The following is a 25,913-nucleotide window of genomic DNA, read 5'->3' on the forward strand; positions in this document are numbered from 1 at the left end:
GAAATATCGAAAAGTGGGTTAACGACAAAGGTTATGCAACAACTTCTGTTGTTGAGAACAAGGTGCAAGAAACAGCAAATAGCTTTAGTCGAGAAATCAGTAATGTTAAAGAAGTAATTAAAGATAAAGTTTTAAGTAACGATAATTTATTATTAGGTACTAAAGATTTTATTCCTAAACATTTTGCTCCAGCCTCACCATGGCAAAGAGCATTAGTATGGGAAAACGAAATAGAACGATACAACGATTTTGCGGTAAAATCTACAATTTACCATTTTAATGGTTTATGGCAAGATGTCGCAGTAGAAAAAGGTAAAACATACGAATACGGTTTTTTCGTTAAAGGTAGTCGATATACTAATAAAATAGTATTTAGTCCTGGATGGGCAAGCGACAACGCCAAAAGACCATTAGCTGAATATAACATAAGAAATACAGAGTTTACATTAACGACAAACTGGAAATTTCATTCTTTCCGATTTACTGTAACCTCAAGTGGTTGGTCTCAGTGCCGAGTAGAAAAAATAGAGGAAAATAATGGTATTAAACTTTCAATTTGCGGACTTTATCTTAGAGAAGTTAAGAATAACGAAACAAGTCCATTAGGTTGGAAACCCGCTTTTGAAGATGAACAATTAAGTATCAATGAGTTAAATACATGGAAGCAAACTGCTACAGAAACCTTAAATACTGTAAGTAGTGGTTTAAACGATACTGTAAGACACTCACAACTTCGAATAGGTGCTGATGGAATTGATTTTGGTTCGAACAAAGTATTCAATGGAAGAAACCTTGCGAGTATCCTTTCTATTAGTCCAGAAAGTATTCAAGCTATTACAAACAAGCTAATCATTACACCAGCTAATGAGAATTTAGTTAAATCTGAATATAGAAGAAATTCTAGCTTTACGAAAGATATGCAAATTAGTGAAGACTTTGATATTGGTAAGACTACAGATTTCTTAGTTAAAGGAAAAGCACGAACTAATAGCTATGAAAATAGGTTTAGGTTTGCAATAAAAATAATATATAAAGATGGGACTAGTGATTTTGTAACTGGAGTAGACAGTGCCACATATATAAATGGTGGGATGTTTTCCGTACCTTTTAAAATAAACGAAAGAGAGAAAGAAATAAAGAATGCTTATTTTACAATAGATAGATATGGAACACCTATTTTTGATGAATTAAGTATAGTACCACAGAAAAGTGCAGAATTAATTGTAGATGGTTCAATCGAGGGTCGACAAATCAAAGCTGAAACATTAGAAACTGGACACCATAAGGCAGGCAGTATCACTTCAGAAATTATTGCTGCTAACGCTGTTAGAGCTAAGCATATATTGATAGATGATGGGTTGATAAATAACCTAGTAACGCATAATGCTTTCATTTCTAAACTTTGGGCGCAGGACGCTTTCATCAGAAGTTTAAAAACTGTTAAAATTTCAACAACTCAATTAGATACTGACTGGCTTTCAGCATATACAGGAGATATTGGAGGATTCAGAATTGGTAAGAACCCGAACCAACCTGGAGATTTCTGGCTTACAGGTTCGAATAACTTTAACTGTGGATTAAACCCAGGTCACAACATTGGGACACGTGGTGCTCAAATTTGGGCAGCATGGGGGTATAATTGGAATCAAGCAGGACCGAATGCATGGTGGGTTGATGGACAAGGTAGAATGAATTGTAAAAGTTCAGCTACATTTTATGGTGGATTACATGTGTATAATGCCAGACTTGATACTCACGGTCAAGATATTCAAGGAGATGCAAATAGTGCTGGTGCAAAAACTACTGTTATTTGGTGGTCGCAAATCAACAGGGTTAAAAGTTCAGTATCTGATAAACGTTTCAAAACTAATATTAAACCAACTAAAGTTAAGGCAGTAGATTTACTTAATAAAATTGAAATGGTTGAGTTCAACTGGAAAAAAGATAATAAATTCGAAAAAATCGGAGCAATAGCTCAACAAGTTCAATCAGTAGAAGAAAGCCTTGTTGTTAAGGATATGGATTCTAAGCAATCACACAGTGATTATTTAAGAATTAGTTACTATGACGCTATACCTTACCTTATTAAGGCAGTACAAGAATTGTCAGAAGAAAATAACAAATTAAAAAATAAATTGGAGGAAATAATAAATGGATAATCAATTACAACCAATCGACTTAATCGCACAAGAATTAAGCGAAAAAACAATGCAGTTAGCACATTATAAAGTTGCTTATAATAAATTAACTGAAGAATTAGAGGCTAAAGAGAAAGAGCTTAAAGAATTAAAGGAAACTAAAGTAGAAGAACACGAGGAGGTAGAATAATATGGCACTAGAAATATCAGTGAAACAACCTAACCCAACGGCAGGTGGTTATAAGAGTGTGAACGTATATTTTAATATGAATACTGGAGGTATTTATTTCAACGGTAATATTGAATTACCAGGGAAATTTGCAACTGCTAGTGACGCAGAGACACTAGAAGAAATTAGAAAACAAATTGCAGTTCAAATGTACACGGGTGAAGCAACTCCAGCACTAGTTGCTGAATATGCTAACCTTAATAAGCAAGTTGGAATTTTAGCAGGTAATAAAGAAGACGTTACAGAACGTGAGAAAGCATTAACTAAACTATTTGCTAAGGTGAATAAAGGTAATGATAAAGTACTAATGACGTTACTTTTAGACGTGTTAGATCCTAAGACAATATCAACAAATAAAGATAAAATTATCAATGCTTTTGATTCTTACGAAGTTAACACGGATTATTCAGTAGGTGATAAGTTTAAATTTGATGGCAAACTATACGAAGTTATCGCAGAACATACAAGTGTTGTTGAGTGGGTGCCAAGTGCTGAATCAACTAAATATAAAGAAATTACATTTGAACGTACTGAAAATAAAGAACAGTTAGAAGATGATAACAACCGCTACATCACTAAATTACAACTTGATGAAGCATTAACAAAAGTAGTTCAAACAATTATGGAACAATTATCACAAGACGATGAAGGAGAAGAAGAACATGAGAATCACGGAGAAAATAGCAACAATTTATCACACAGCGAGGGGGATAATTAAGATGAAATTTAGTGTAAAACATGCAAAATTTAAACAAAATGATTATTTAGTACAAACTCACATGAGAATGGTTATTACAGAAGTTGAAACTTTAGAACAAGTTCCTAACTTTGGAAACTTACGTGAAATGGTTAGGTTAGCAGTTGAGGAATTTAAGCGAAAAGAAGCAGAACTTAAGGCAATTGAAGAAGTAGCGACACCTAAAGAAGTTGTAACTGAAGCACCAAAAGAAGTTGTTGTTTCAACTGCTCCAGTAAGTGAACAACCTAAAGTTGAGGAAACTCCAAAAGAGGTAGTCACACCAACATTAACTGTAAGTGAAGCACCAAAGGAAACTACAGAAAGTACAGAGCACGCTGAATAGCGTGTTCTTCTTTTGGAGGTAGTCTAAATGACAAACTATATTTTGCAATTCATATTGCAACTTTTTACAGTAGCTATTATTCCATTAGTTAAGATTTGGTTTGACAACAGCAACAAACAAATCACAAAACAATTTGAACAGTTAAGTGATGAAGTAAAAAGCATTCAAGATAAAACGGAAAAGCAACTTGATAAAGTAAATATGGAAATAAAGAATACGCAAGATAAAGTCGATGAAGTAACCCAAATTGGACTTCAGAACAGAGATTCTAATAAAAGCATTATGTCGTATAGATTACATAATGAATTTAGTGAATCAATAGAACGAGGGTATACAACAAGCGAAGATTTATCAGAGCTAAGTGGATTATATAAAAGCTATAAAGAAATCGGTGGTAATGGTAAGATTGAAACTTTATTCAATAGATTTGCAAAGTTGCCAATAAAAAATAGGAGGACAAACAAATGGAACAATTAGAAGCTTTAAAACCAGCATTAGTATTTTTAATAGTAACATTACTTGGAATGTTAGGTAAATTTTTAAAAGAATCAAAATTCTTTCCTAACGAAATGATACCTAATTTTTTAGGAGTGTTAGGAGGACTGATAGGAATTATCCTATTTAAAGATGCAACAGCGATAACACTTGGAGTGGGTGCTGTTGGTGTGCATCAAATTTACAAACAAACTGTAGGAAATAACTCTAAAATTGATAATTCAGAGAAATAGTGATATAATTTAATTATCAATCCCCCCGTTCCTTTTAAGGCAGTTACGACTGACACGGGGGTTCTTTTTTTAGATATCAACGAAGAGTTGAGAAAAACGCAGAAAAGTTAAGAAAAACGTAGAAGACTAGGTTTATAATCTAGTCTTTTTTATATTAATTAAACGGAGGATAAATAATGGTATTATTAAAGAAAATACTAGACTTTCTAAAGTCAGAAGTAAACAAACTTCACGATTTTGACGGGTATTACGGTAGCCAGTGTGTGGACTGGATAAACTACTACTTATGGACATTCTGGAAGATAAGACTATTCGGAAATGCTATTGACTTATTAAATAATGCAAAAGAACAAGGCTTACAGGTAATCTACAACGCACCAGGAGTAAATCCCAAGGCTGGAGATGTATTTGTAATGGAAGTGCCGACACATCAGTTCGGACATACTGGAGTTGTCATTGAAGATAGTGACGGTTACACGATTAAGACTATTGAACAGAACATTGACGGTAATGCGGATGCTTTAACCAACGGAGGGCCAGCACGTTATAACGAGCGTGATTTTACTGGCGTTATCGGTTGGATTAGACCGCAAATCGATTATTCACAGGAGGAAACAAACATGACTTATACTGAAGATACTACTTACTTACGACAAACCCCACAAGTAGGTGTAGCACCATATCGACAAGTGCACGCTCACTCAACTGGAAATTCTACTAGTAAAGCTAGTGGAGAAGCGACTTACATGTCAAATAAAGACCTAAGCGACGGGTTTTATACGCATGTTGTTGGTAACGGTAAGGTATACCAAACAGCTTACGTAGGACAAGGAGCTTGGGATGTTGGCGGTGATTGGAACAATGAGACGTTCGCAGCAGTCGAACTTATAGAAAGCCATCAGACTTATGAAGAATTTAGAACAGACTACGAGATTTATATTCAACTGCTAAGAGATTTAGCAAATCAAGGTGGAATTCCTACTACTCTTGATAGCAACTCATTAGAAGGAATTAAGACACACTACTATTGCACTTACAACCAACCTAACAACATTTCAGACCATGTAGATCCTTATCCTTATTTAGCAAAATGGGGAATTAGTAAGGAACAATTCAAAAAAGATGTTGAAAGTGGTATTATTTCTAATGCACCTACTAAGGTTGAGTTAGATGTTCTTGATAGTAACACTAACCTTGAAAATAGGGAACAACCTTATTATCGTGGATATTTAAGCGAAGACTACTACCTAGAGACTGAACCTAACGCAAATAGTGCGGATAAGGAATTCATGGCAAAAGGCACTGAAGTGTATGTTTATGAGAAAAAGAACGGCTGGAGTAGAATTGGTTCAAACTCTAGCAATCAATGGCTAGAAGATGATTATGTAGTTGAAGCTAGTGTATTCTAGATTGAATTTAAAATATATTTGTGTTAAAATGAAAATGTCCTTTCAACCTACAAAAATAAAGGATAAAAACACTTATAAGCCCTCACTTTTTGTGGGGGTTATTTTTTTATGCAATTTTTAAAACTTTTTTTAAAAAAACTATTTACATTATACACTTTAAAGTGTATAATGTAGTTATAAAGAAAAAGAGAGGTAACACCAATGACAAAATACGATTTTATCGAAAAAGCAATAACAAGTAATAACGCTTTTATAAAGAAAGAACAAGATTTTTTACTAAAAAATTTAGATAAGTTTGTAGACTTTGCAAAAACTACACCTGAAAGAATGTATGACTATACAGAATTAAGCATACAAGCTTTAAGATTATTGGTAAGTAACGGACTTGAAGCTGACGCTATGAAATCAATGAACAATATTAATTCATTCTTAAGACGTAATTTTGAAAACTTCTGCATAGCGATAGCAATGGGGGAAATCTAATATGTATAAAATAATTGAAGAGATAAAAGAATTATTAGATGATAAAACCTTAACAAGTTATAAAATTGGTAAAGATACTGGAATACCAGTGCAACAAATAGACCGTTACAGAAAAACGGTGAAACTAGAAAACATAACATTAAAAAATGCTTTAAAACTTCATGAATATTACAAAAAAATAAAAAAATCTTAAAAAAACTATTTACAATATACACTTTAAAGTGTATAATATAAGTATAAAGAAAATTAAAGGAGAACTTAATTATGTTAGAATTAAAAATCAGACACAATGGAACAAACAAATATTTTTACGGTAGAGATATAGAGGTAGTAGCGTTAGAAAGTTTCGACCTTTACAAAAACGATGAACAAGCTAACGAGTACATCAACAATGAAAACTACGAAGACTTTGTTAAAGACTTTCTAAAAGGTGAATTAAAATACGTTGGTGAAGATGTTGAGTATTTCAAAGATATTGAGACAGTCTGGGATATGGGATACATCGAAACTTTAGAATTTCTAAAAACACTAGATGAGGAAATTAAACAATATATCAAACTAGATACATTTAACGATGAATACTATGTTGAATATGATAAAGGTGCTTATAAAATAAGCGAACAATTAACAGAATTAGCTGAACAATTTTTATACGAATAAAAAAAGTAGTAACTCTTACACGTTTATTAATACAAATGTACAAGAGTTACTACTTTTTTTAATTAAAAATAATATCCGTTATATCGATTTCACTTCTGTTTACTACGTTAACTTTTTTTATTTTCACTTCTGTTTTTATAGTCTTAATTATTATCTTTAAAAATTCTATTTTTTCATCAGTATCCATTCCATTATAGAGATTTTCAAAGTTAGCTGCAATTTCAGAAATATTATTTTGTTTTTTAGAATTCTCAACCATCAAATTATATTCTTTTTCTTCTCGTTTTATTAATTCAATTTGTTCGTTAATTTCATTTTGTAATTTTTCCAACTCTTCATCGGTTAGCAATTCATTTAACCATGCTTTTTGTAATTTAAACTTTTTATTTTCAAAATTATTTAATATTTTAGAAAAGTCTTTTTTTTCTATTTCTTTTTGTTCAAATTTTATTTTAAAATCATACTTTAAAAATTTAAGTAGTTTTTTTTCAAATTTACTTTCCGATATAGTGAAAGATTTCTTTTTTTCTTTCGGGCAAAAAGTACACTTGTAAAAAAAGACTTTTTCTCCGTTAGTTTTTTCTCTTGAAGCTGGCGTTAATTTACGGTGGCAACAAGGACAAGAAATAAGTCCACGGAAAATAGCTTTTATTTTATTTAAGTTACTTTTCGAACTGTGGTGTTTTCTTTCCCATAACATATCAATTATAAGTTTTTGTTCTTCTGTTGTGATGTAACTTTCATGAGTATCTTTTATTAAAACTCCCATTGTATCGGTATGACCGCAATAAGCTACATTTCTTACCAATCTATTAATTATAGATGTCGACCACTTTCTAACATTCCCAAAATTGTTTATTTCTAACAAATTCACAGTTTTTTGTAAACTATTTCCTGCTAACATCGACTTAAAAACAAACTCTACACTATCTTTAGTTTTTTCATCTTTTAAAAGTTTTCCATTTTCTTTTATATAACCAAAAGGCGTTTTGTTTAAGTTTTTACCACTTTTAACAGCTTGAATTTTACCAGCCATCATTCTTTCTTTAATCGTTTCACGTTCCAATTGTGCAAACGTGGATAGCATACCTATAGTTGCCATTCCCATTGCTTGTGAAGTGTCAAAGTTTTCAGATAAACTAATTAAGTTAACATCATTTGGTTTGAACAGATCCTCGATAAGATACATAGTATCTTTAATTGAACGGGATAATCTATCCAACTTGTATATTAATACTATATCTATCTTATCAATATCTTTCTTTAATTTATTTAACGCTGGGCGTTCTGATTTCGCACCACTTACTCCAGCGTCCACATACTCACCAACTACTTTATATTCATGTAGTTGGCAATATGCTTTTAATTTTTCAATCTGAAAATCTAGTGAATTACCATTTTCAGCCTGTTCTTGAGTTGATACTCTAGCATAAATTGCTACACGTTGCATATTAATATCCTTTCTGGTATAATATACCTATATACTGTGATAACAAGCCCTTGATTAAGGGCTTGTTTTTATTTTGCCTACGATTTTACCTATTATTTTAAAGTGATCTTTTAACGGTAAAATTATAGTAGTTGTTGGGTGGTTATCGTTTAACGGTACTAACAATATTTTATAATTTTCGAAGAAAACTCTCCTAATTAAAATATCTTCTTTATACTCAATTAAATAATCCTCACCGAATTTGAAATCAAAACCAAAACTAACCATTAACCTATCACCCTCGGAATATGTAGGTTCCATTGAGTTATCAAACATGGTTGCCACTATATTATATTCATCTGTTTGGTAAGTAGATTCTAATAATACATCCGAATAATGTAATAAGTTTTTTCGCTTATCTTCTTCTAATTTATCGAAGTTTTCTAATAAAGCTAAAAACGTTAATTTATGTTCTTGATTTTCATATTTTTGGTTTGCGAAGTCTAAGTCTAACTTTATTTTGTCAGATTGAAATATTTTATCAAAATGGTTAGATAGATCACTTTTTGAAACTACTAATTCTTTCTTAACGTCATATCCAGATAACCAACCCTCAGATACTTTTAAAGTTTTAGCGAGGAGTTGGATTTTTTTATTGTCTGGATTAGATTTTCCGTTGATATATTGCGAAATGTTAGATTTTGTAAGTTTAACGTCCAATTCCTTTTGATAATACTCAGACATTTTAACCACGTCAACTTGCTTTAGGTTGCGCTCTTTCATTATTTGCTTTAACCTATCGTTAGGAGTTGCGATTTTCATTTTTTAAACCTCCTTTCTTTATTTATATTTTTATTATATTATAATGAAGAAAAAAAGTAAAGAAAAAAGTTTAAATAATTTAAACAAAAAGTATTGACTTTTTAAAAAGTTAACTGTATAATTAAATTACAAAGTTTAAATGATTTAAACTTAAAACTAAAGAACGGAGGTGAAATATATGGCACCACGCAATAAACATGCGAAGTTACAAAAACGTATTACTGATATTTGTAAAGCTAATATAAACTTTGCTATCCTCATGGGAATGTCAAACGTTACTCTAGTCAAGAAATTAAAAGATGACGGGATTTGGACTACCGAAGAGATCAATAAAGCTTGTAAGATTTTACAAATACCAATATCAGAAATACCATCATATTTTTTTGAATTATAAGTTTAAATTATTTAAACTTTTAGAAAGGGGAGATTGAATGAAAGTTACAGTTACAACCAACGCCCCAATATCAGATGTAGCGTTGGAAAATTTAGAAAACTTTCTAAGTAAATTCTTTAGTAAACACCCCGACAAATTAAAAGTAATTAGAGGTGAACAAAGTGGATAAAATGAGAAAACGAAAATTCAACACATATTACTGGACCAGTATTGTTGTAGCAGTATGCTTGCTAATCGTTAGCAATATTGAGTGGGAAAGAATTTTAGCTGGACTTATGGGTTCAATATGCATTCCATTTTATGGATTTGATGAAAGAGGAGCTTACGCTTTCCCAGATGGTTATGAGGATGATTTGGAAAGTGAGTAAGAAGAAAGAGAGCATAGCGATTGAAGATTTCAAAAAGATGGTATTTACAAGAATGGTACATTTAGGAATGAGTAATGAAGAACTTGTTAAATTAAGTGGTGTTACCAATTCGAAAGTATATGCTTTGAAATATGGAAATAATAAAAGTATCAAACTAGATGAAATTGTTAAAATTGCTAAGGCTTTGGATATAGATTTAAACAGATTGAAAGGAGATCAAAAAATGCGAGGTTTTGAATTAATTGAGGGAATGAACGGTGAACTACCAATCAAAGCCACAATTCATAGTGCAGGGGTTGATTTTATAGCTAGTGCTGATATTACAATTCCAGCTTTTAGATTTAAAGGTAGAGCAACTCTAGTACCAACAGGAGTTAAAGCCTTTATGCAGCATGATGAATACTTACAAATTTTCGCTAGAAGTAGCATACCAGTAAATTTAGGTTTAATCATGAGTAATGGCGTAGGAATTGTAGACGCTGATTATTATAACAATCCTAAGAATGAGGGACACATTATGATTGAGTTTACCAACTTAACAAACAAGCATATCACGATTGAAAAAGGCACTAGAATTGCACAAGGAATATTTAACAAAGTATTACCAGTAACGCATGGTGTACGCCTTAAAAACGATACTAGAAATGGTGGGTTTGGAAGTACAAACTAATACTTTTAACAACAAGGAGAACAACAATGCAAGTAACAATAGATAAAGATATTTTAGAACTTTTAAATTGTTTAAATACTTCAGAAGAAGAATTAGAATCTATAATTAACACTTTACTTATTGAGGGGATTGACTCAATAACTTCAAGTGAAGCATTTACAAAAAATGAGGAAAAGCAAATGTTTATAAAACTTAAACTTGTGGGATTAAAACTGAAGTATATGTTTAAAATGTTGAAAGATTTAAACGATGATTAAATTACACCAACAAAACGAAAAGAGGTGATGAAAATGTCTAAAGTAAAATTGTTCCCACACCAAGAAAGAGCAATAAAAGCTGCTAAAGGTAGAAATAAAGTAGCTTATTACTTAGATATGGGTTAAGGCTTAGGTAAAACGTTCGTAGGCAGTGAACAAGCTAAACTATATAAAAATGATGTAATATTAGTTATTTGCCAAAATTCAAAGGTTAGTGACTGGAGCGAACATTTTGAAAAGTTTTACGAAAACAAAGTCTTTGCTATTACTAATGTAAAAATATTACAAAACTATCTTAAATATACTGGTAAGAAAGTAGCTGTAATTAACTATGAAAAAACTTATCGTGAGAATTACAAGGAACTTTTAAAACTAGAAAACTTTACATTGATTATCGATGAAAGTTCAGTTTTAGGAAATAGTAAAACTAATATATCAAAAACAGTACAGAAGTTAAAATTTAAAAATCTGATCTTACTATCTGGAACTCCAACTAGTGGTAAGTATGAAAAACTTTGGACACAGCTTAATTTATTAGGTTGGGAAATCAAAGAAAATAAATTTTATGACCAATTCTTAAATAGAAGTTTATTAAAAAGGTTCGGAAGAACATTTTATCAAATTAATAAAAGTGAGCCTTATAAAAATGTTGATAGGTTAAAACGTAAAATGAGGGAATACGGCTGTGTATTCATGAAAACAGAAGAAGTTTTTGACCTACCAAAACAAAACTTTATTGAAATAAAAGTTAAAAACGATAAACACTATAAGGAATTTGAGAAACATGCTGTAGTTGAATTTAAAAGTAAGCTATTCGGAGAAGTTGAATATGTTGGAGATACTCAACTAAAAGAAAGGTTATTTTTAAGACAGTTAGCAAGTATTCACAACGAAAACAAGAAAGAAAAATTAAAGGATATAATCAACTCAACTGAGGGAAGATTAATCATATTTTACAATTTTAATCACGAAAAAGAAGCAATTAAAAGTTGCATACCAAAAGATAGACCAATTTCTTATGTAAATGGAGAATTGGTTGATAAAGAAAATTATAATAACGCTGATAATTCAATCACGCTTATGCAATATCAAGCAGGGGCGAAAGGACACAACATGCAAAAAGCAAATCACTTGATCTTTTATTCGCCAACAGAAAAATGTGAAGACTACATGCAAAGCATTAAAAGGATTCACAGAATAGGACAGGAGAAACCTTGCTTTTATTACAAGTTAGTTGTTCAAGATTCGATAGAAGAAGATATTTATAAAGCATTAGAAAGAGGAGAAGATTACACAAATGAGCTATTCAATACAAGAATTCGAAAATAAATACCTACAAGATTTTAAAAAGTTACGACTGTTAGAGGAAGAAAAGAAAAAATTAGATGAATTATCTAAGGCAGCAAAAAGTGAGCTATTAGAAGCCATGCTAGAAGCTGGTGTAAAATCAATCGACAATGATTTTATTAAAGTGATGGTAACTAACCCTAGTGAAGTTATATCTGTTGACTTAAAAGCATTCCAAAAGAAAGAACCAGTAGCGTATGCGGAACTATTAGAAGACTATCCGAAAGTTACAAAACGTTCAGAAAGTTTAAGAATTACATTGAAATGATTAATAGATTAAAAGAAGCAAGAAAAGCTAGGGGGTTAACACAAGTTGAAGTTTGTAAACTGGTGTTTATAGACCAAAACTCATTATCATTATTTGAAAATAATCACCGTTTACCAAAACTAGATATGGTTGAGAAACTAGCTAAATTATACAATGTTAACCCAGCATGGCTGGTAGGTTGGAGTGATGAAAAATGATGAGCGAAAAAGCATTTGAAAACAAAATAAAGAAATTTCTAAAAGAAAAAGGTTGTTATTTCCTAAAATATAACCCTGAGTATTTTGGAATTAAAGGCACACCCGATTTATTAATTTGCTGCAATGGTTACTTTTTAGGAATTGAGGTAAAACGTGAAACGGGAAAGCCTAGCAAATTACAACTAAAGAAAATCGAAGAAATAAAAAACGCTGGAGGAATTGCCATGGTGCTATATCCTAGTGGTTTTGAAAAATTTAAAGAATTAATAGAGGAGTTATGCAATGAATAAAGCAAGAGTACAAATACAAAAAGATTTTGGAGATTACACTGATAAAATGTATAGTTTTTACACAGATTTTAATGATTTAAAAGCTGGAGATATCGTTACAGTTTTAACGGCTTATGGTATCAAACTAGCAGTATTTGTTGAATATGATACTTCAAAATATGAACCTATGAACTTTTTACTACATAAAATAAGTGGTTCTTCAATATCACTCAGAAAAATGGAATTGAAAGAAAAGTTAGTTGATTCTACATTAAAAGAAATGAACGACTTTGTAAAAAGAGTATATGCGCTATAGTTACTCAAGAGTATCATTATTTGAACAATGCAAGTATGCTTTTCAATTTAAGTATATTTTTGAAATTGAAACAATACCTAGCCTTGAAGCTAATAACCCGTTAATAATAGGTAGTGCGGTTCACGGTGGAATCGAGGGAAAGGACTATGAGAAATTATACCTTGAGAACTTTCCAAAAATAACTGATCTTCATGTTAATGAATTAATTAAAATGAATGTGCAGGTTGACCGTGTAATCAGGAAGTTAAACGCCTTTAATTGTGAATATGAAGTTGAAATATCAACTGATAACTTCTTAGGGTTTATTGATTTAGTTATTCACAATAAAGACGGTAGTGTAAGTATATTTGATTTTAAATACTCAAACAACGTTGAAAATTACTTAAATTCAAGGCAGTTGCATATTTATAAATACTACTATGAAAAAATCTTTAATAAACCAGTTAAAGATTTAGGTTATATCTTTATACCAAAAACTTTTATCAGACAAAAAACAAAAGAAGACTTGCACGGATTCAGAAAAAGAATTGTAGCAAGTTTAGAACAACCATTTATTAAATACGTTGAATATGACGAAAGAAAAGTAAATGAGTTTTTCAAAATTATTAAAAAAATAGAAAATACAGATTTTAAGGGGTTATTTCCAAAATGTAATAATCCACATTGTGAATATTGTAGAGGAGAAAATTATATGTTTAAATTACCAGAAAATAAAAAGCGTGAAAAGGTTATTGACACAAAGCCAGACTTATGGATTTATGCTGATAGCTATGTTGGGAAATCAACTTTTGTAGATAAATTTGAGGACCTATTATTTATCAACACTGACGGAAATACAGATAACACTGAAAGTCCGTTTGTACTAATTAGGAATGAGAAGAAACAAGAGGGACGTTTAATTAAAACTAAATTCGGTTGGGAATCATTCCTGGAAGTAATCGACAGTTTAGAAACACAAGAAAATACTTTTAAAACAATAGCGATTGACCTAGTAGAAGATTTAAGAGATTTATGCAGGCTGTACATTTTTGATAAATATAATTGGGAACATGAATCTGATGGTGGATTTGGTAAAGGATGGCAAATGGTTAGTAGTGAATTTAACACTGCTATGAAACGTTTGAAAAGTTTAGGATATCAAATAGTTTATATCTCAAAAGAAAAACGTGAAGAAGTTAAGTTAAGAAACGGAAATACTAGAACGATTTTCACACCTAACATTGATGATAAAACAGCCAACGTATTAAGCGGTACTGTAGATTTAACAGTTAGGGCGTTCATTGATGAAGAGGGTAAACGTAAGTTGCAGCTGAAGAAAGTAAATAATGCTTTTGGTGGAGGTAGATTTAATTTTAAACGTGATTTAATCGACCTAGATATGAATGAGTTTAAAGAAGCACTTATCGAAGCACAAGACGGGGTTAAAAGTAAAGCGGTAGTTAAAAGTAAAGAAGTTAAAGAAACTACACCGCCAGACACTTCAATTTCAGATACTGTAGAAACTGAGGTAGTAGAAGTAGTGGAGGAGAAACCAAAACGAAGACGAAAAACTAAACAAACAGAAGAAGAATCATTTGTAGTAACAGATGATGAGGGAAACAAAGTAGTTAACCCGTTCACTGAAGATGTTGAATTAGAAAAAACAGAAACAAAAACTAGAAGAAGACGTAGAGGAGAATAAGAACAATGGCAATCGATTTTAGCAAATATGACAGAGAAGCAGATTTAGAGGGATTAAAAGAGGACACTCAAAAGGCAATTGAAAATGGTGGAGAATTTGAAGAAGTTCCCCCGGGTACTTATGAGGTGGCAATATCAGAACTTGAACTTACTATGAGTAAGAGTGATAAACCTATGGTTAAAATTTGGTACACAATTTTAAGTGGAGATTATGAGAATAACAAGATTTTTCAATACCAACTAGTAGACAAAGGGCAAAAACTGGCAATTATTAAGCCGTTACTTGAAAAGTTATCAGATGGAGAAATTGAAGTATCATTTGAATCATTCGCACAGTATGCAAACTTAATTGATGAAATTAAAGAATTTTCTGAAGATAATTCACTAGAATATTCACTTGAATATGGTGAGAACAAAAAAGGCTTTAAAACTTATAAAATTTTAGAGGTATTCGAGGGTTAACCGCCCTCGACCTCCACGGAGGTAAACAATGATATTTTATTACATTAAAAACAGCGATCTTCACATTGCTGATTTTAATACAAAAAAGAATTTAATCATAGATAACAATGATGATTTAGATAAGTTTATCAAAAGAAATAAAAAAGAAATATGGATAACGTACGACCAAGCGGACCATTTAAAGAATGTTGTAACGGTTTATGATTGCAAGGATAAGTATTCAATACAGTATAAGATGAATAGTTACAATGTTAAGACGGAACTTGAAGCAGTAGTAGAAACTTTCTTTGAAAATATCGACACTTACAAATGCAAGATGGCGTTGATTAATGAATTTAAACTACCTAAATATTTAATAAACTCAAGCATTGCTAGTATTACTGCTTATGCAATAGGTGGCACACCTTGTTATAAAGATGAGTTTGATTTTATGAAACTGGATATTTTATTCAAGTATTCACACGTTAGAAACTTTTTTGTAAATAATAACAACTATTCACAAAAGTACAAAACTATGATAGCAGGTGTTGAACATACTTACGGTTACGGCGGTTGCCATGGTGCGAGGAAATCTTATTGCAGCAGTAAACCTATTCTAGTAATCGATATTGAAACTTTCTATCCTACAATGTTAAATAGGTTAGGTTATTTTAATATTAAAAAAATCTCACGTGCAAAATATATACACGAACAGAACCTAAAATTAAAAGGTAAACCCGAAAGACTACCTTACAAACTAGCTGATAATAGTATCGTAGGTAATTTTAAAAATAAATTCAGTGATCTTTATAACCCTAGAGCAAGTAATACTATTTGTGTTAACGGACAACTATTAATTACCTTGTTAATTGAAATGTTAGAACCGCATATTAAATTAATTCAAACTAATACTGACGGAATTATCATAGAATATGACGACTTCGACACAATAGACCGAATTTGCGAAAAGTTCGAAGATTTAACAAGGTATAATCTGACGTTTACTTGTTACGATAAAATTTTTCAGAAAGATGTTAATAATTATTTGCTCATAGGAGACGAAATAAAGGCTGTAGGAGAGCTTAAAGAGTGTTCGGAGGGTAATTACTCCGAAAGTATTATTCGAGCGTCTATGCGTGCTTATTTGACCTCTGGAGAGAAAATAGCAAAAACTATTAACAATTGTAAAGAAGAACGTGAATTTCAAATACTAGCTAAGCCAGATTACAGAGTTTTCGCAAATTGGTATGGTAGACCTATTAAAGGTGTATTTTCTTTTGATGTATCTAATCAATTTAAGTACTGTGATGAAAATTGGTACATTTCAGAAGCGATTAGGAGGGTTAAAAAGTATGGAGTCACTTTATAGAGGATACGTCAAAACGAATGGTAAAAGCTCGCTTGATAAATTTAAAAACGGTGAAGAACTCCGAACACTTGAAGAAGTAAAGAAACTAAAATCTTATGGCGGTGTACTTAGGGACGATGTAATCCTTATCGATGTAGACGATGAAGAAAGTTCTGAAAAACTAATGAACCTTGTTGAAGAAAAGCAACTGAATTGTAAAGTTTATCAAACTTCAAGAGGAAAGCATTTTGTTTTCAAAAATAAAGGTGTTACAAAAAATTATACTAATGTTAACTTAGCGTTAGGAATTAAAGCTGATATTAAAGTAGGTTTAAATAATTCTTATCAAGTGCTTAAAAAAGATGGTGCTGAAAGATTTGTAGAGTGGGACAGCGATACTTACGATTCGTTACCTAAATATTTAAGACCTATTAAAAGTAGTTACGATTTTGGGAATTTGCATGAGGGAAGTGGAAGAAATAGCACGCTATTTAAGTATATCTTAACGCTGCAAAGTTATGATTTTGAGAAAGAAGAAGTCAGGGAAACAATAAGATTAATCAATGAATTTATATTAGATGAACCCTTATCAGAAAATGAGGTTGATGTGATCTTAAGAGATGACGCTTTTTCTGAAGAAATATTTTACAAAGAAGGTAAATTCAACTATCACAAGTTCTGTAAATTTTTAATCAGTAATCATAACATCAAGAGAATAAACGGAAATTTACACGTTTATAAGGACGGAATATATGAATACGGAAATATAGAGCTAGAACGTACTATCTCAAAGTATATGCCGAACTTCACAATTGGACAACGTAGAGAAGCACTGGCAATGTTAGAACTATTAGTAGAACAAGAATATCAACTAAGGGATTATAATTATATAGCGTTTAAGAACGGTTTATATAACATTAAAACTGATGAATTTATTAGTTTTACTCCTGATATTATTATCACTAACAAAATAAATTGGAATTACAATCCTAAAAGTTACGCTAGCTTAACAGATGAAATTTTAAACAACTTAGCTATTAATAATAAGGAAATCAGAATGTTAATTGAGGAAATGATAGGTTATACATTTTATCGACGTAATGAGTTGAGGAAAGCTTTTATTTTAACAGGTCAGAAACAGAACGGTAAAAGTACATTCCTTAATATCTTAAAAGAATTATTAGGAAGTAAAAACACTTCAGTATTAGATATTAAACATTTAAACGATAGATTTTCAACTGCGATGATGGTTAATAAATTAGCTAATATTGGTGACGATATTTCAAATAAGAGATTAAACGATACTGAACAGTTTAAAAAAATTGTATCGGGTGAAAAAATTACAGCCGAACAAAAAGGCCGTGATAAGTTTGAATTCACCCCTTACTGTAAGTTGATTTATAGTGCAAATAACATTCCTAAATTAGGTGATGGAGATGACGCACCTGCGGTATTAAGTAGGTTGGTTATTGTGCCTTTTAAAGCTTACTTTGATAGTAGTAGTCCTGACTATAAGCCGTTTATTATTGATGATTTAATAACCGAGGAAAGTATGGAATATTTAATCAATCTGGGGCTTGCTGGACTTAAACGAGTTTTAAAGAACAGGAAATTTACTGAAAGTGAATATACTAACAAGGAATTTGAAGAATACAAGAGCGAGATCGATCCTGTTAGTGAGTATTTAGAAATGTTGAATGTTGATTTAATAGTAGGTGAGAAATCTAGTACTATTTATACTGAATATATTGAATATTGTAACCGTGAGGGTTACGAAAGTATACCTAACAAAGCTTTTAGTAGAAAAATTAATAATCATTTTAATTTAACGACTAAAGATAAAAAAGTAGATGGAATAGTTACAAAAGTATATTTTAAAAAATAGGTAGCTATATAGGTAGCTATAGGTAGCTATGTTTTTAAAATATAGCTACCCCTTTAAAGTGTTGGTGTAACTGGTTTTTTAAGAGAGGGGTAGCTATGTTGCTATATTTTGTGAAATCTTTATATAGTAGTAGTTATATATATTATATATATAAATATAAAGAAAATTACTTATATATATAATATATAGCTACCTTGAAAACAGTATGAAAACTTATAAAATAAACGTTCGTAAAGGTAGCTATATTTTTGACGGAGGTAAAAATGAACAAGCAACAAAGAATAAGGTTTGAAATTGAGAAGCAAAAGATGGCAAATTATATTGCTAAAGAAAGACAGGATGTTTTCATCCAGTCAATTTTAATATTAATGTACACATTGAGAAATGATTATAATTTTGGACAAAAAAGGGTTATGGATTTTATAAGCAAATTCCTTGATAATATGACAGATTTTAAATTAGGTAAGTATTACACTAGACCTATGCTTATTGAAACGTTAGAAACTGAATTAAGTTTAAATGTAGAACAATTTATTAAAAGTGAGGTGTTAAAGACTTATGAAAGGTTTCAAAAAGGAGTTTAATTTGCCGTTGTTTTTAATAACGTTAGGTATGCTGCTAATAATGTTTACTGTTGGATTAGTAGTTGGAACGTATATTGCTAGTGATAATATTAAAAAGTTGGCAAATGAAAATATTAGACAGCAACGACTTATAGAACAACAAAAAGAACGTATTAGAGAATTGCAAATGTTCAAACAGTTACAAGAAATTAAAGGTGGACAACCTTTTGAAATTTAGGAGGATTAAAAATGAATGAACAAAGATATTTAAACGTTGAAATGAAAGTAAAGTTTGACGTGCCAGTATTTGAAGATTTTGATATAGATGAATTTTCAGAAGAAGATTTAAAAGAAATAGCAAACGATTATTTCTTTGAGTGCGGTGGAATTTATAAAGCTGATTATTCGGATTTCGAATTTGATATTTAAGAGGGGTTAACAATGAAATTAAAAATAGCTAATTTTAAAGATATAGACAACCTATTTATTGAATATAAAGGTTACACAATTTCTTTCTCACTTAAACAATTAGAATACAACAATAACTTAGGTATTAGAATTGAAACTAAGCAAGAAAAGGAAAGGTTTATTGAATTTTTAGAAGTATTTCAAAAAGAATTAGAAAGGTTGGAGTTTTAGAATGAAATGGCATAAAATATATTTGCGAAAGATGACTGAAGAAGAAAAAGAATTTTATCAAGGAGATTATGATGAAATATGGGATGGAACGTTACCTGATATTGACGAAGAAGTATTGATCACTTATCCTTTGTCTTCAGGGGAATTTATTGATACATACGTTGACACGTGGGTAGAAATTGGTGATGAATTAGGTTTTGAAAATACTGATAATGATATTATATATTGGATGGAGTTTCCAGAATATAACGGAGAATTGGATGATTAGGAGAAATAAAAATGAGTGAAAAATATAATTTGACAATAAAATTTATAAGCGGTGAAAAAAAAGTAATGGTGATTAAAAAAGGTGATTTGGATGAGATATTTAGTTGTTGTTACAGATACCATAAAAGTAAATTCGTTAATTTTGGACGTGAAGTGATTAATATAAATGCTATTGAATATTTCGTTTATGAGGAGGTAAAAGAAGATGAACTATAAAGAATTAGAAAACGCGATTAATTTATTAAATGAAACAAAAAAAATCGATATGATGATAGAAGATATTGTAGATTATAACTATGTTGAAATTGAAACTGAACACGCTACAAATTGTTTTGGAGAAAGACATAAACAAAAGTTTATAAATGTTCTAAAAGAAATTAAAGAAGAAATAATTAAAGAATTAAATGAGTTAGGGGTTAAGGAGGACTAAAAATGACTAACGAAGAATTAGAACAAGAAGTAAAACGACTAGAAGAACAAATGAAAGAAAAAATAACAGAATTAAGATTTAAGATATTAGAAAGTAAAGGTGGATTGATACCTTATAAACCTTATGAAGTGGAAGTGCCAGAGGATATAGAAGATTACTATTATGTTGATGAAATAGGAAGCGTAAATTTATTATCAGATTCGTTTGTTGAAAGTGATTATGATGAATTATATAAACGCGGCTTAGCTTTTAAAACTAAAGAAGAAGCTGAACAATTTGATAAAGAACGTATTTTAATAAATAGGGCGAAGGATTGGGCGAAGAAATACAATGACGGTTGGACACCGAATTGGGAAGATATCAAAGAAGAAAAATGGAGTGTTATGTATGATGATAAGAATAAAGAACTTGAAACATATGTAAATTACAAAAAACAAGACTTCTTAAAACTACCTTATTTCAAAACACAAGAGCTTGCTGAACAATTCATCGAAGAATTTGGCGAGGAAATTAAGGAGGTGCTTTTATAATGGATGCAATAATCGAATTTTTTAAAAATGGAATAGCGTTAATTTTTTACGGAATAATATTTATTTTTGGAGTTTTTACTTTGTATGGAATATTTAAAGGAATTGTTAGAAAAATATTTAAGATGATGTTTACAGAGGAAGACTAGATGTTAACAGTAATTGGATATTTAATTATTAAAAGTCACAAGTAGTGGAGAAATAAGTTATGAAACAACCAAAAGTATATGTTAAGTATTTGAATAAAGTGTTAGAAGTAGAATCAATTAGGTTTGATACTAAAGTAGTTGTGGTTTACGATGAAAGTTGTAACATATATAGATACTTTGGTTTTGAAGATGTTGAATTCATGGGAAATACAGGATTAAAAGATAAAAACGGTGTAGAAATACATTTAGGAGATATCGTTGAAATATTAGAAAAGCATTTTGAAGTGAAATACAAATCTTTTAAAGGTTTTGTAATTGAAAGTGAAAAACATATTGACAGTATATATTTATCATTAGAAGCAAATAATACATCAGCATGTGTAGTTGGTAACATTTACGAAAATAAGGAATTGTTGGAGGACTAATTAATGAACTATGAAGAATTAAAAGAAGCTAATGAATTAATAGATGAATTACATAAGATTAACTGGGTAATTAAAAAAATAGGAATAGAAAAATGTGTTCCTATGTATTGTTTCAATTATAAAGCTATACTTTTTGATGAGCAAATGGAGAAAGTATTAGATATTTTAAAAGGAATTAGAGATGGAATGGTTAAAAAGTTAAATGAGTTAGGAGTGACTGAGGTTGACGATATATGATTTAACAATTAAATATAAAAACGGTGAAACTGTAACTGTTGAAGCTAATATAGTGAATATTGAAGTTTTATTTCAAGCTATTAAAGATTCAGAAGATTCATTCATTTGGATAGGTTCGGAACTGATAAGTGTTAATGAGATTGATTATTTTCACTGGAGTGCAAAGGAGGAATAGAAATGCTGCCGTCAATTGTAATAGGGTTATTTTGGAGTGTATGTGCAGTTGTGGAGATGATAGCTTTAGTTATAGCAATGTACGTTTTAGCAACTTTATTAAAGGAGTTTACGAAAGATGAAGATTAAACGTGTAGGAAATGATAAAAGAAGATATTTAGAACGTATTTGGTGGTATGAAGATAGGATTGACAGCTTACAACGAAGTCTAAAAGCTGAAGAACAACGTAAGCAAGGGGTTAAAGCTATTGATTATCGTAAAGAACAGATTAAAGGCGGTAATCAGGATAGTTGGGAAGCTTTGATTGATAAAACTGATCGCTATAAACAAGATATTATTGACACGTGCCTTAAAGCTGTAGAACTTAAAAAAGAAGTGTTAGAGGTTATTAATCAAGTGAAAAATCCAAAATTACAACTTCTGTTAACTCTTAGATATATAGAACGCCTTAATTGGGATATTATCGAGGAGAAAATGGAACTACCACAAAATACTAGAAATAAATTACATGCACAAGCATTAAGTGCAATCAAAATACCTAATAATAGATAATATTTTATTATATTTTATAATATTTTATTATATTTTATAATATAATATTACCAAAGATAATAATTAATGTGCTATTATGATAGAGTAATATTTTTACAAGTTCTCTTTTAAGTAAAAGTATTTTGTCAGCAATATAAAAAGTACCTGTTCGCAGGTGCTTTTTTATTTTATTAGGAGGAAGATATGCAAATAGTAAATATTAATATTAATGATATAAAAGAATATGAATACAACGCTAAAATTCATACTGATGAGCAAATAGAACAAATAGTGACTTCTATTGAACGTTATGGAAATAATGATCCAATAGCAATTGATGAAAATAATGTGATTATTGAGGGTCACGGACGCTATCTTGCTCTTAAAAGGTTAGGTGTGGAAGAAGTACCAGTAATCAAACTTGAACATTTAACTGAAGAACAGAAACGTGAATATATATTAGTTCATAATAAACTTACTATGAATACTGGTTTTGATTTAGATATTTTAGAAAAAGAATTAGATAAAATTGAATTTGATATGACTAATTTTGATTTTGAAAAGTTTGAACAAATATTTGAAGAAGAAACAAGTGAATTAAATAAAGAAATTGAACTAACGGATCTTGAAGATAAAGTAATGTTAAAAGTTGAATTTGGTTATGATGAATATCAAATGGTTGTTGAGAAGCTACATGAAATTAACGAGGATAAAAGATTAGCCTTGTTAGAGGTGCTAGATGTATAACTGGAGTTTTAAAGATTATCCTAAAAAGAACGGTTTAAAAGTGTTCGGTACCTTTATTTGTGGTGGTGGCTCTACTATGGGGTTTAAACTTGCTGGATTTGAACATTTAGGCGGTGTAGAAATAGATCCTGAAGTAGCTGAAGTTTACAAACTTAATCACAACCCTAAATATTTATTTAACGAAGATATAAGAACTTTTTTAGCTAGAAAAGAATATCCAGAAGAACTTTATAATCTTGATGTTTTAGAGGGAAGCCCACCCTGTTCAAGTTTTTCATTAGCTGGAAATCGTGAGAAAGACTGGGGCAAAAAGAAAGTATTTGCTGAGGGGCAAGCTGAACAAAGACTAGATGATTTATTCTTTGATTGGATAAAACTTGTTGATAAGTTGCAGCCTAAAATTGCAATAGCTGAAAACGTTAAAGGAATGATTGTTGGGAGTGGTAGAGCATATTCAAAGAAAATCATTGAAGAACTAAATAAAATTGGTTATGATGTGCAACTATTTCTGTTAAATGCTTCAACTATGGGAGTACCGCAAAAAAGAGAGCGTGTATTTTTCATCTGTAGAAGAAAGGATTTAAACTTACCTGAATTACAATTAAATTTTAATGAGAAACCTATAAAATTTAAAGAAGTTAGAGAAAAGGGCAAAGGCGAAGAAATTAAAGGTGTAGCAAAAGAATTATTAGAATTTGCTAAAAGGGGTGAAAATAGTTTACAAAAAGCTTGTTTAAGAGCTAGAGGTAAAAGTTCATTTTTTAACGCTATAATTTTAAATGATGATCAAGTACCTAATACAATAACAAGTAGTGGATATCTACCAATCAAATTTGAAGATAAGTTATTTGCAACTGAGAATGAATTGAAATTAATTAGTTCATTTCCTCAAGATTATAAATTTAAGAATAAACCGCCTGTATGGTTTATGGGAATGAGTGTTCCTCCTGTTATGATGTGTAAGATAGCTAGAGAACTTGCTAAACTGTTGGGAGGTGAATAAAATCGCTAGAGGTAAGTACCAAGAGTGGTTAGAACAAGATAACTTATTAATGATTGAGGGTTGGGCACGTCAAGGACTTACAGATGAACAAATTGCTAAAAATATAGGTATTAGCAAAGTTACATTTTATGATTGGTTAAAAAAGTATCCTAACATTTCTAACTCCCTAAAAAGGGGAAAGGCTCCAGTAGATTTTGAAGTAGAAAATGCACTTTTAAAACGTGCAATTGGTTTTGAATATGAAGAAACAGAAACTATCATTGAAGAGATCGACGGGAAACAAAAGAAACGGGTTAAAAAAATCAAGAAAGTAGCACTGCCAGAAACTAGTGCTATTATTTTTTGGCTTAAAAATCGTAAACCTGAACAATGGCGTAAATTTAACCCCGTAGTAGAAGCTAAGATTAAAGCTGAAACTCAAGCCTTGTTAAAAGATACTGAGGTTGCACCTAGTGAGAATATTATAATTGTGGATAGGTGGGAAGATGAATAAAGTATTTTATGTTCAAAAGAACGTTAACCCTCATTTCAAGTCAGTATGGTGTTCTAAAGTACCTTACAACGTGCTAAAAGGTGGTAGAAATAGTTTTAAGTCTTCTGTAGTAGCATTAAAACTGGTTAATGATATGGTTAAAATGATTGCTAAAGGAGAAAAAGCTAATGTTGTAGTAATTAGGAAAGTAGCAAATACAATTCGTGATAGTGTCTTTAATAAAATTAATTGGGCCATTAATTTATATGGTTTAAGTGATTCATTTAAAAGCACAGTATCACCGTTTAAAATCACACATAAAGCTACAGGTTCAAGTTTTTATTTCTATGGTGCAGATGACTTTCAAAAGTTAAAATCGAATGATATTAACAATATCATAGCGGTTTGGTATGAAGAATCAGCTGAGTTTGACAGCAAAGAAGAATTTGATCAGACAAACATTACATTCATGCGTCAAAAACATAAATTAATACCGTTTGTGCAGTTCTTCTGGAGTTATAACCCACCTAGAAATCCTTATGATTGGATTAATGAGTGGAGCGAAGAGATGAAAACAGTTGAGGGTTATTTGGTCCATGAATCAAATTATTTAAACGATGAATTAGGCTTTGTTACTGAGCAAATGTTGGCTGATATCAATAGGATTAAAGAAAATGACTTTGATTATTATCGCTACATTTATTTAGGTGAACCAGTTGGATTAGGTAATAACGTCTACAATATGGCTTGTTTTCATCCTTTAGATGAAATACCTAGCAATGATAAAATCATGGGAATATCTTATGCACTAGATACCGGGCACCAACAAAGTGCGACTGCTTGCGGCGCTTATGGAATAACTGCTAAAGGAAATGTGATCTTATTAGATACTTTCTATTATTCGCCTGCTGGAAGAAGTATTAAAGCTGCGCCCAGTGATTTAACTATTATGATTAATGATTTTATTACTGGAGTACAGGAGAAATACAATGTACCTATTATTAGGCAAACAATAGATAGTGCTGAGGGAGCGTTAAGAAATCAGTACTTTAAAGATTTTGGGATTAGGTGGAATCCTGTGGCAAAACTGAAAAATCAAACTATGATTGATACTGTAACCAGTTTACTTGCTCAAGGTAGGTTCTTTTATTTGAATAATGAAAACAATAAGATATTCATTGAAGAACATAAAATGTATAGGTATGATGAAAAAACTATAAATACACCCGAACCAAAAGTAGTTAAAGAAGATGACCACACAGTTGATGAATTTAAGTATTTTGTTTTAGATAACTCAAAACTATTAGGATTAAAAGTGTAGGAGTATA

44 protein-coding genes and 1 pseudogene are annotated in these 25,913 nt (G+C 30.6%); 43 read left to right on the forward strand and 2 right to left on the reverse strand.

Going from position 1 to position 25,913, the window contains the following annotated elements; all coding sequences use genetic code 11:
• The 10 genes from RWQ74_RS04220 to RWQ74_RS04265 form a co-directional block, all read left to right on the forward strand.
• On the forward strand, positions 1 to 2,159 hold a 2,159-nt coding region (locus tag RWQ74_RS04220), incomplete at its 5' end, for a tail fiber domain-containing protein (RefSeq protein ID WP_314397045.1).
• Positions 2,152 to 2,328 carry a hypothetical protein gene (locus tag RWQ74_RS04225; RefSeq protein WP_314397046.1) on the forward strand — a complete coding sequence of 59 codons (177 nt, stop codon included), beginning with the start codon at positions 2,152 to 2,154 and terminating at the stop codon, positions 2,326 to 2,328. The genes RWQ74_RS04220 and RWQ74_RS04225, both read left to right, overlap by 8 nt.
• Before the next feature lies 1 nt (position 2,329).
• Positions 2,330 to 3,085: a carbohydrate-binding protein gene (locus tag RWQ74_RS04230; protein ID WP_314397047.1), complete on the forward strand. Its 756-nt coding sequence runs from the start codon at positions 2,330 to 2,332 to the stop codon at positions 3,083 to 3,085.
• 1 nt (position 3,086) lies between these two features.
• Entirely contained in the window at positions 3,087 to 3,449 is a 363-nt protein-coding gene (locus RWQ74_RS04235) for a hypothetical protein (RefSeq protein WP_314397048.1), read from the forward strand.
• 27 nt (positions 3,450 to 3,476) lie between these two features.
• Positions 3,477 to 3,926, forward strand: a complete 450-nt coding sequence (locus RWQ74_RS04240; protein WP_314397049.1) for a hypothetical protein — start codon at positions 3,477 to 3,479, stop codon at positions 3,924 to 3,926.
• On the forward strand, positions 3,914 to 4,177 hold the full coding sequence (locus tag RWQ74_RS04245; protein WP_314397050.1) for a phage holin family protein: 264 nt from the start codon (positions 3,914 to 3,916) through the stop codon (positions 4,175 to 4,177). Before RWQ74_RS04240 ends, RWQ74_RS04245 begins: the two co-directional genes overlap by 13 nt.
• A gap of 176 nt (positions 4,178 to 4,353) precedes the next feature.
• Positions 4,354 to 5,586: a CHAP domain-containing protein gene (locus tag RWQ74_RS04250; RefSeq protein WP_314397051.1), complete on the forward strand. Its 1,233-nt coding sequence runs from the start codon at positions 4,354 to 4,356 to the stop codon at positions 5,584 to 5,586.
• 201 nt (positions 5,587 to 5,787) lie between these two features.
• A complete protein-coding gene (locus RWQ74_RS04255; RefSeq protein ID WP_314397052.1) occupies positions 5,788 to 6,069 on the forward strand; it encodes a hypothetical protein in 282 nt (93 codons plus the stop codon).
• A gap of 1 nt (position 6,070) precedes the next feature.
• Positions 6,071 to 6,262: a hypothetical protein gene (locus RWQ74_RS04260; protein ID WP_003147047.1), complete on the forward strand. Its 192-nt coding sequence runs from the start codon at positions 6,071 to 6,073 to the stop codon at positions 6,260 to 6,262.
• Positions 6,263 to 6,333: 71 nt separating this feature from the next.
• Positions 6,334 to 6,729 carry a hypothetical protein gene (locus RWQ74_RS04265; protein WP_314397053.1) on the forward strand — a complete coding sequence of 132 codons (396 nt, stop codon included), beginning with the start codon at positions 6,334 to 6,336 and terminating at the stop codon, positions 6,727 to 6,729.
• Between the two features lie 58 nt (positions 6,730 to 6,787).
• Here RWQ74_RS04265 and RWQ74_RS04270 read toward each other — a convergent pair whose 3' ends face one another.
• Together RWQ74_RS04270 and RWQ74_RS04275 are read right to left on the reverse strand one after the other, a co-directional pair.
• A complete protein-coding gene (locus RWQ74_RS04270; protein ID WP_314397054.1) occupies positions 6,788 to 8,179 on the reverse strand; it encodes a recombinase family protein in 1,392 nt (463 codons plus the stop codon).
• Positions 8,180 to 8,233: 54 nt separating this feature from the next.
• Positions 8,234 to 8,980, reverse strand: a complete 747-nt coding sequence (locus tag RWQ74_RS04275; protein ID WP_314397055.1) for a S24 family peptidase — start codon at positions 8,978 to 8,980, stop codon at positions 8,234 to 8,236.
• 178 nt (positions 8,981 to 9,158) lie between these two features.
• Between RWQ74_RS04275 and RWQ74_RS04280 the strand changes: the two genes are divergently transcribed.
• The 33 genes and pseudogenes from RWQ74_RS04280 (at position 9,159) to RWQ74_RS04440 (ending at position 25,906) form a co-directional block, all read left to right on the forward strand.
• Positions 9,159 to 9,374 carry a DUF739 family protein gene (locus RWQ74_RS04280; protein WP_314397056.1) on the forward strand — a complete coding sequence of 72 codons (216 nt, stop codon included), beginning with the start codon at positions 9,159 to 9,161 and terminating at the stop codon, positions 9,372 to 9,374.
• 37 nt (positions 9,375 to 9,411) lie between these two features.
• Entirely contained in the window at positions 9,412 to 9,543 is a 132-nt protein-coding gene (locus tag RWQ74_RS04285) for a hypothetical protein (protein WP_314397057.1), read from the forward strand.
• 1 nt (position 9,544) lies between these two features.
• Positions 9,545 to 9,742: a hypothetical protein gene (locus tag RWQ74_RS04290; RefSeq protein ID WP_314397058.1), complete on the forward strand. Its 198-nt coding sequence runs from the start codon at positions 9,545 to 9,547 to the stop codon at positions 9,740 to 9,742.
• The gene (locus tag RWQ74_RS04295) at positions 9,735 to 10,412 is read left to right on the forward strand and encodes a helix-turn-helix domain-containing protein (protein WP_314397059.1); all 678 of its coding nucleotides are present in this window, start codon (positions 9,735 to 9,737) and stop codon (positions 10,410 to 10,412) included. Before RWQ74_RS04290 ends, RWQ74_RS04295 begins: the two co-directional genes overlap by 8 nt.
• Before the next feature lie 26 nt (positions 10,413 to 10,438).
• Positions 10,439 to 10,669: a hypothetical protein gene (locus tag RWQ74_RS04300; protein ID WP_314397060.1), complete on the forward strand. Its 231-nt coding sequence runs from the start codon at positions 10,439 to 10,441 to the stop codon at positions 10,667 to 10,669.
• A 138-nt stretch (positions 10,670 to 10,807) separates the two neighbouring features.
• A pseudogene (locus tag RWQ74_RS04305) lies at positions 10,808 to 11,527 on the forward strand (SNF2-related protein); the annotation flags it as partial.
• A gap of 24 nt (positions 11,528 to 11,551) precedes the next feature.
• Complete coding sequence (locus RWQ74_RS04310; protein ID WP_314397102.1) at positions 11,552 to 11,998, forward strand: helicase-related protein; 447 nt, start codon at positions 11,552 to 11,554, stop codon at positions 11,996 to 11,998.
• A complete protein-coding gene (locus RWQ74_RS04315) occupies positions 11,967 to 12,284 on the forward strand; it encodes a hypothetical protein (RefSeq protein ID WP_314397061.1) in 318 nt (105 codons plus the stop codon). The genes RWQ74_RS04310 and RWQ74_RS04315 overlap by 32 nt, the downstream gene beginning before the upstream one ends.
• A complete protein-coding gene (locus RWQ74_RS04320) occupies positions 12,281 to 12,481 on the forward strand; it encodes a helix-turn-helix transcriptional regulator (RefSeq protein ID WP_314397062.1) in 201 nt (66 codons plus the stop codon). Before RWQ74_RS04315 ends, RWQ74_RS04320 begins: the two co-directional genes overlap by 4 nt.
• On the forward strand, positions 12,478 to 12,771 hold the full coding sequence (locus tag RWQ74_RS04325) for a VRR-NUC domain-containing protein (RefSeq protein ID WP_314397063.1): 294 nt from the start codon (positions 12,478 to 12,480) through the stop codon (positions 12,769 to 12,771). The genes RWQ74_RS04320 and RWQ74_RS04325 overlap by 4 nt, the downstream gene beginning before the upstream one ends.
• Positions 12,764 to 13,066, forward strand: coding sequence for a hypothetical protein (locus RWQ74_RS04330; protein WP_314397064.1), 303 nt, complete (start codon positions 12,764 to 12,766; stop codon positions 13,064 to 13,066). Before RWQ74_RS04325 ends, RWQ74_RS04330 begins: the two co-directional genes overlap by 8 nt.
• A complete protein-coding gene (locus tag RWQ74_RS04335; protein ID WP_314397065.1) occupies positions 13,056 to 14,747 on the forward strand; it encodes an AAA family ATPase in 1,692 nt (563 codons plus the stop codon). The genes RWQ74_RS04330 and RWQ74_RS04335 overlap by 11 nt, the downstream gene beginning before the upstream one ends.
• 5 nt (positions 14,748 to 14,752) lie before the next feature.
• Positions 14,753 to 15,208, forward strand: a complete 456-nt coding sequence (locus RWQ74_RS04340; RefSeq protein ID WP_314397066.1) for a DUF669 domain-containing protein — start codon at positions 14,753 to 14,755, stop codon at positions 15,206 to 15,208.
• A 28-nt stretch (positions 15,209 to 15,236) separates the two neighbouring features.
• Positions 15,237 to 16,556 carry a hypothetical protein gene (locus tag RWQ74_RS04345; RefSeq protein ID WP_314397067.1) on the forward strand — a complete coding sequence of 440 codons (1,320 nt, stop codon included), beginning with the start codon at positions 15,237 to 15,239 and terminating at the stop codon, positions 16,554 to 16,556.
• A complete protein-coding gene (locus tag RWQ74_RS04350) occupies positions 16,540 to 18,420 on the forward strand; it encodes a phage/plasmid primase, P4 family (protein ID WP_314397068.1) in 1,881 nt (626 codons plus the stop codon). Before RWQ74_RS04345 ends, RWQ74_RS04350 begins: the two co-directional genes overlap by 17 nt.
• Before the next feature lie 263 nt (positions 18,421 to 18,683).
• On the forward strand, positions 18,684 to 19,004 hold the full coding sequence (locus RWQ74_RS04355; RefSeq protein WP_314397069.1) for a hypothetical protein: 321 nt from the start codon (positions 18,684 to 18,686) through the stop codon (positions 19,002 to 19,004).
• On the forward strand, positions 18,979 to 19,221 hold the full coding sequence (locus tag RWQ74_RS04360) for a hypothetical protein (RefSeq protein WP_314397070.1): 243 nt from the start codon (positions 18,979 to 18,981) through the stop codon (positions 19,219 to 19,221). The genes RWQ74_RS04355 and RWQ74_RS04360 overlap by 26 nt, the downstream gene beginning before the upstream one ends.
• Positions 19,222 to 19,232: 11 nt before the next feature.
• A complete protein-coding gene (locus RWQ74_RS04365; protein WP_314397071.1) occupies positions 19,233 to 19,412 on the forward strand; it encodes a hypothetical protein in 180 nt (59 codons plus the stop codon).
• Between the two features lie 12 nt (positions 19,413 to 19,424).
• Positions 19,425 to 19,622 carry a hypothetical protein gene (locus RWQ74_RS04370; RefSeq protein ID WP_314397072.1) on the forward strand — a complete coding sequence of 66 codons (198 nt, stop codon included), beginning with the start codon at positions 19,425 to 19,427 and terminating at the stop codon, positions 19,620 to 19,622.
• Position 19,623: 1 nt separating this feature from the next.
• Entirely contained in the window at positions 19,624 to 19,890 is a 267-nt protein-coding gene (locus tag RWQ74_RS04375) for a hypothetical protein (protein ID WP_314397073.1), read from the forward strand.
• 11 nt (positions 19,891 to 19,901) lie between these two features.
• Entirely contained in the window at positions 19,902 to 20,105 is a 204-nt protein-coding gene (locus RWQ74_RS04380; protein WP_314397074.1) for a hypothetical protein, read from the forward strand.
• The gene (locus tag RWQ74_RS04385; RefSeq protein ID WP_314397075.1) at positions 20,095 to 20,319 is read left to right on the forward strand and encodes a hypothetical protein; all 225 of its coding nucleotides are present in this window, start codon (positions 20,095 to 20,097) and stop codon (positions 20,317 to 20,319) included. Before RWQ74_RS04380 ends, RWQ74_RS04385 begins: the two co-directional genes overlap by 11 nt.
• 2 nt (positions 20,320 to 20,321) lie before the next feature.
• Complete coding sequence (locus RWQ74_RS04390; protein WP_314397076.1) at positions 20,322 to 20,849, forward strand: hypothetical protein; 528 nt, start codon at positions 20,322 to 20,324, stop codon at positions 20,847 to 20,849.
• Positions 20,849 to 20,995: a hypothetical protein gene (locus RWQ74_RS04395; RefSeq protein ID WP_314397077.1), complete on the forward strand. Its 147-nt coding sequence runs from the start codon at positions 20,849 to 20,851 to the stop codon at positions 20,993 to 20,995. Before RWQ74_RS04390 ends, RWQ74_RS04395 begins: the two co-directional genes overlap by 1 nt.
• Positions 20,996 to 21,054: 59 nt before the next feature.
• On the forward strand, positions 21,055 to 21,420 hold the full coding sequence (locus RWQ74_RS04400) for a YopX family protein (RefSeq protein ID WP_314397078.1): 366 nt from the start codon (positions 21,055 to 21,057) through the stop codon (positions 21,418 to 21,420).
• Positions 21,421 to 21,423: 3 nt separating this feature from the next.
• Entirely contained in the window at positions 21,424 to 21,657 is a 234-nt protein-coding gene (locus RWQ74_RS04405; RefSeq protein ID WP_314397079.1) for a hypothetical protein, read from the forward strand.
• Positions 21,644 to 21,832 (forward strand): hypothetical protein, encoded by a 189-nt coding sequence (locus RWQ74_RS04410; RefSeq protein ID WP_314397080.1) that lies wholly within the window; start codon positions 21,644 to 21,646, stop codon positions 21,830 to 21,832. The genes RWQ74_RS04405 and RWQ74_RS04410 overlap by 14 nt, the downstream gene beginning before the upstream one ends.
• 2 nt (positions 21,833 to 21,834) lie before the next feature.
• On the forward strand, positions 21,835 to 21,960 hold the full coding sequence (locus RWQ74_RS04415; RefSeq protein WP_314397081.1) for a hypothetical protein: 126 nt from the start codon (positions 21,835 to 21,837) through the stop codon (positions 21,958 to 21,960).
• A complete protein-coding gene (locus tag RWQ74_RS04420) occupies positions 21,950 to 22,384 on the forward strand; it encodes a DUF1492 domain-containing protein (protein WP_314397082.1) in 435 nt (144 codons plus the stop codon). Before RWQ74_RS04415 ends, RWQ74_RS04420 begins: the two co-directional genes overlap by 11 nt.
• A gap of 183 nt (positions 22,385 to 22,567) precedes the next feature.
• Positions 22,568 to 23,110: a ParB/Srx family N-terminal domain-containing protein gene (locus RWQ74_RS04425; RefSeq protein WP_314397083.1), complete on the forward strand. Its 543-nt coding sequence runs from the start codon at positions 22,568 to 22,570 to the stop codon at positions 23,108 to 23,110.
• Complete coding sequence (locus RWQ74_RS04430) at positions 23,103 to 24,113, forward strand: DNA (cytosine-5-)-methyltransferase (protein ID WP_314397084.1); 1,011 nt, start codon at positions 23,103 to 23,105, stop codon at positions 24,111 to 24,113. Before RWQ74_RS04425 ends, RWQ74_RS04430 begins: the two co-directional genes overlap by 8 nt.
• Positions 24,106 to 24,606, forward strand: coding sequence for a helix-turn-helix domain-containing protein (locus RWQ74_RS04435; RefSeq protein WP_314397085.1), 501 nt, complete (start codon positions 24,106 to 24,108; stop codon positions 24,604 to 24,606). The genes RWQ74_RS04430 and RWQ74_RS04435 overlap by 8 nt, the downstream gene beginning before the upstream one ends.
• On the forward strand, positions 24,599 to 25,906 hold the full coding sequence (locus RWQ74_RS04440) for a PBSX family phage terminase large subunit (RefSeq protein ID WP_314397086.1): 1,308 nt from the start codon (positions 24,599 to 24,601) through the stop codon (positions 25,904 to 25,906). Before RWQ74_RS04435 ends, RWQ74_RS04440 begins: the two co-directional genes overlap by 8 nt.
• Positions 25,907 to 25,913 lie beyond the last annotated feature (7 nt).

Source organism: uncultured Gemella sp. (genome assembly GCF_963525165.1).
Lineage (GTDB): Bacteria > Bacillota > Bacilli > Staphylococcales > Gemellaceae > Gemella.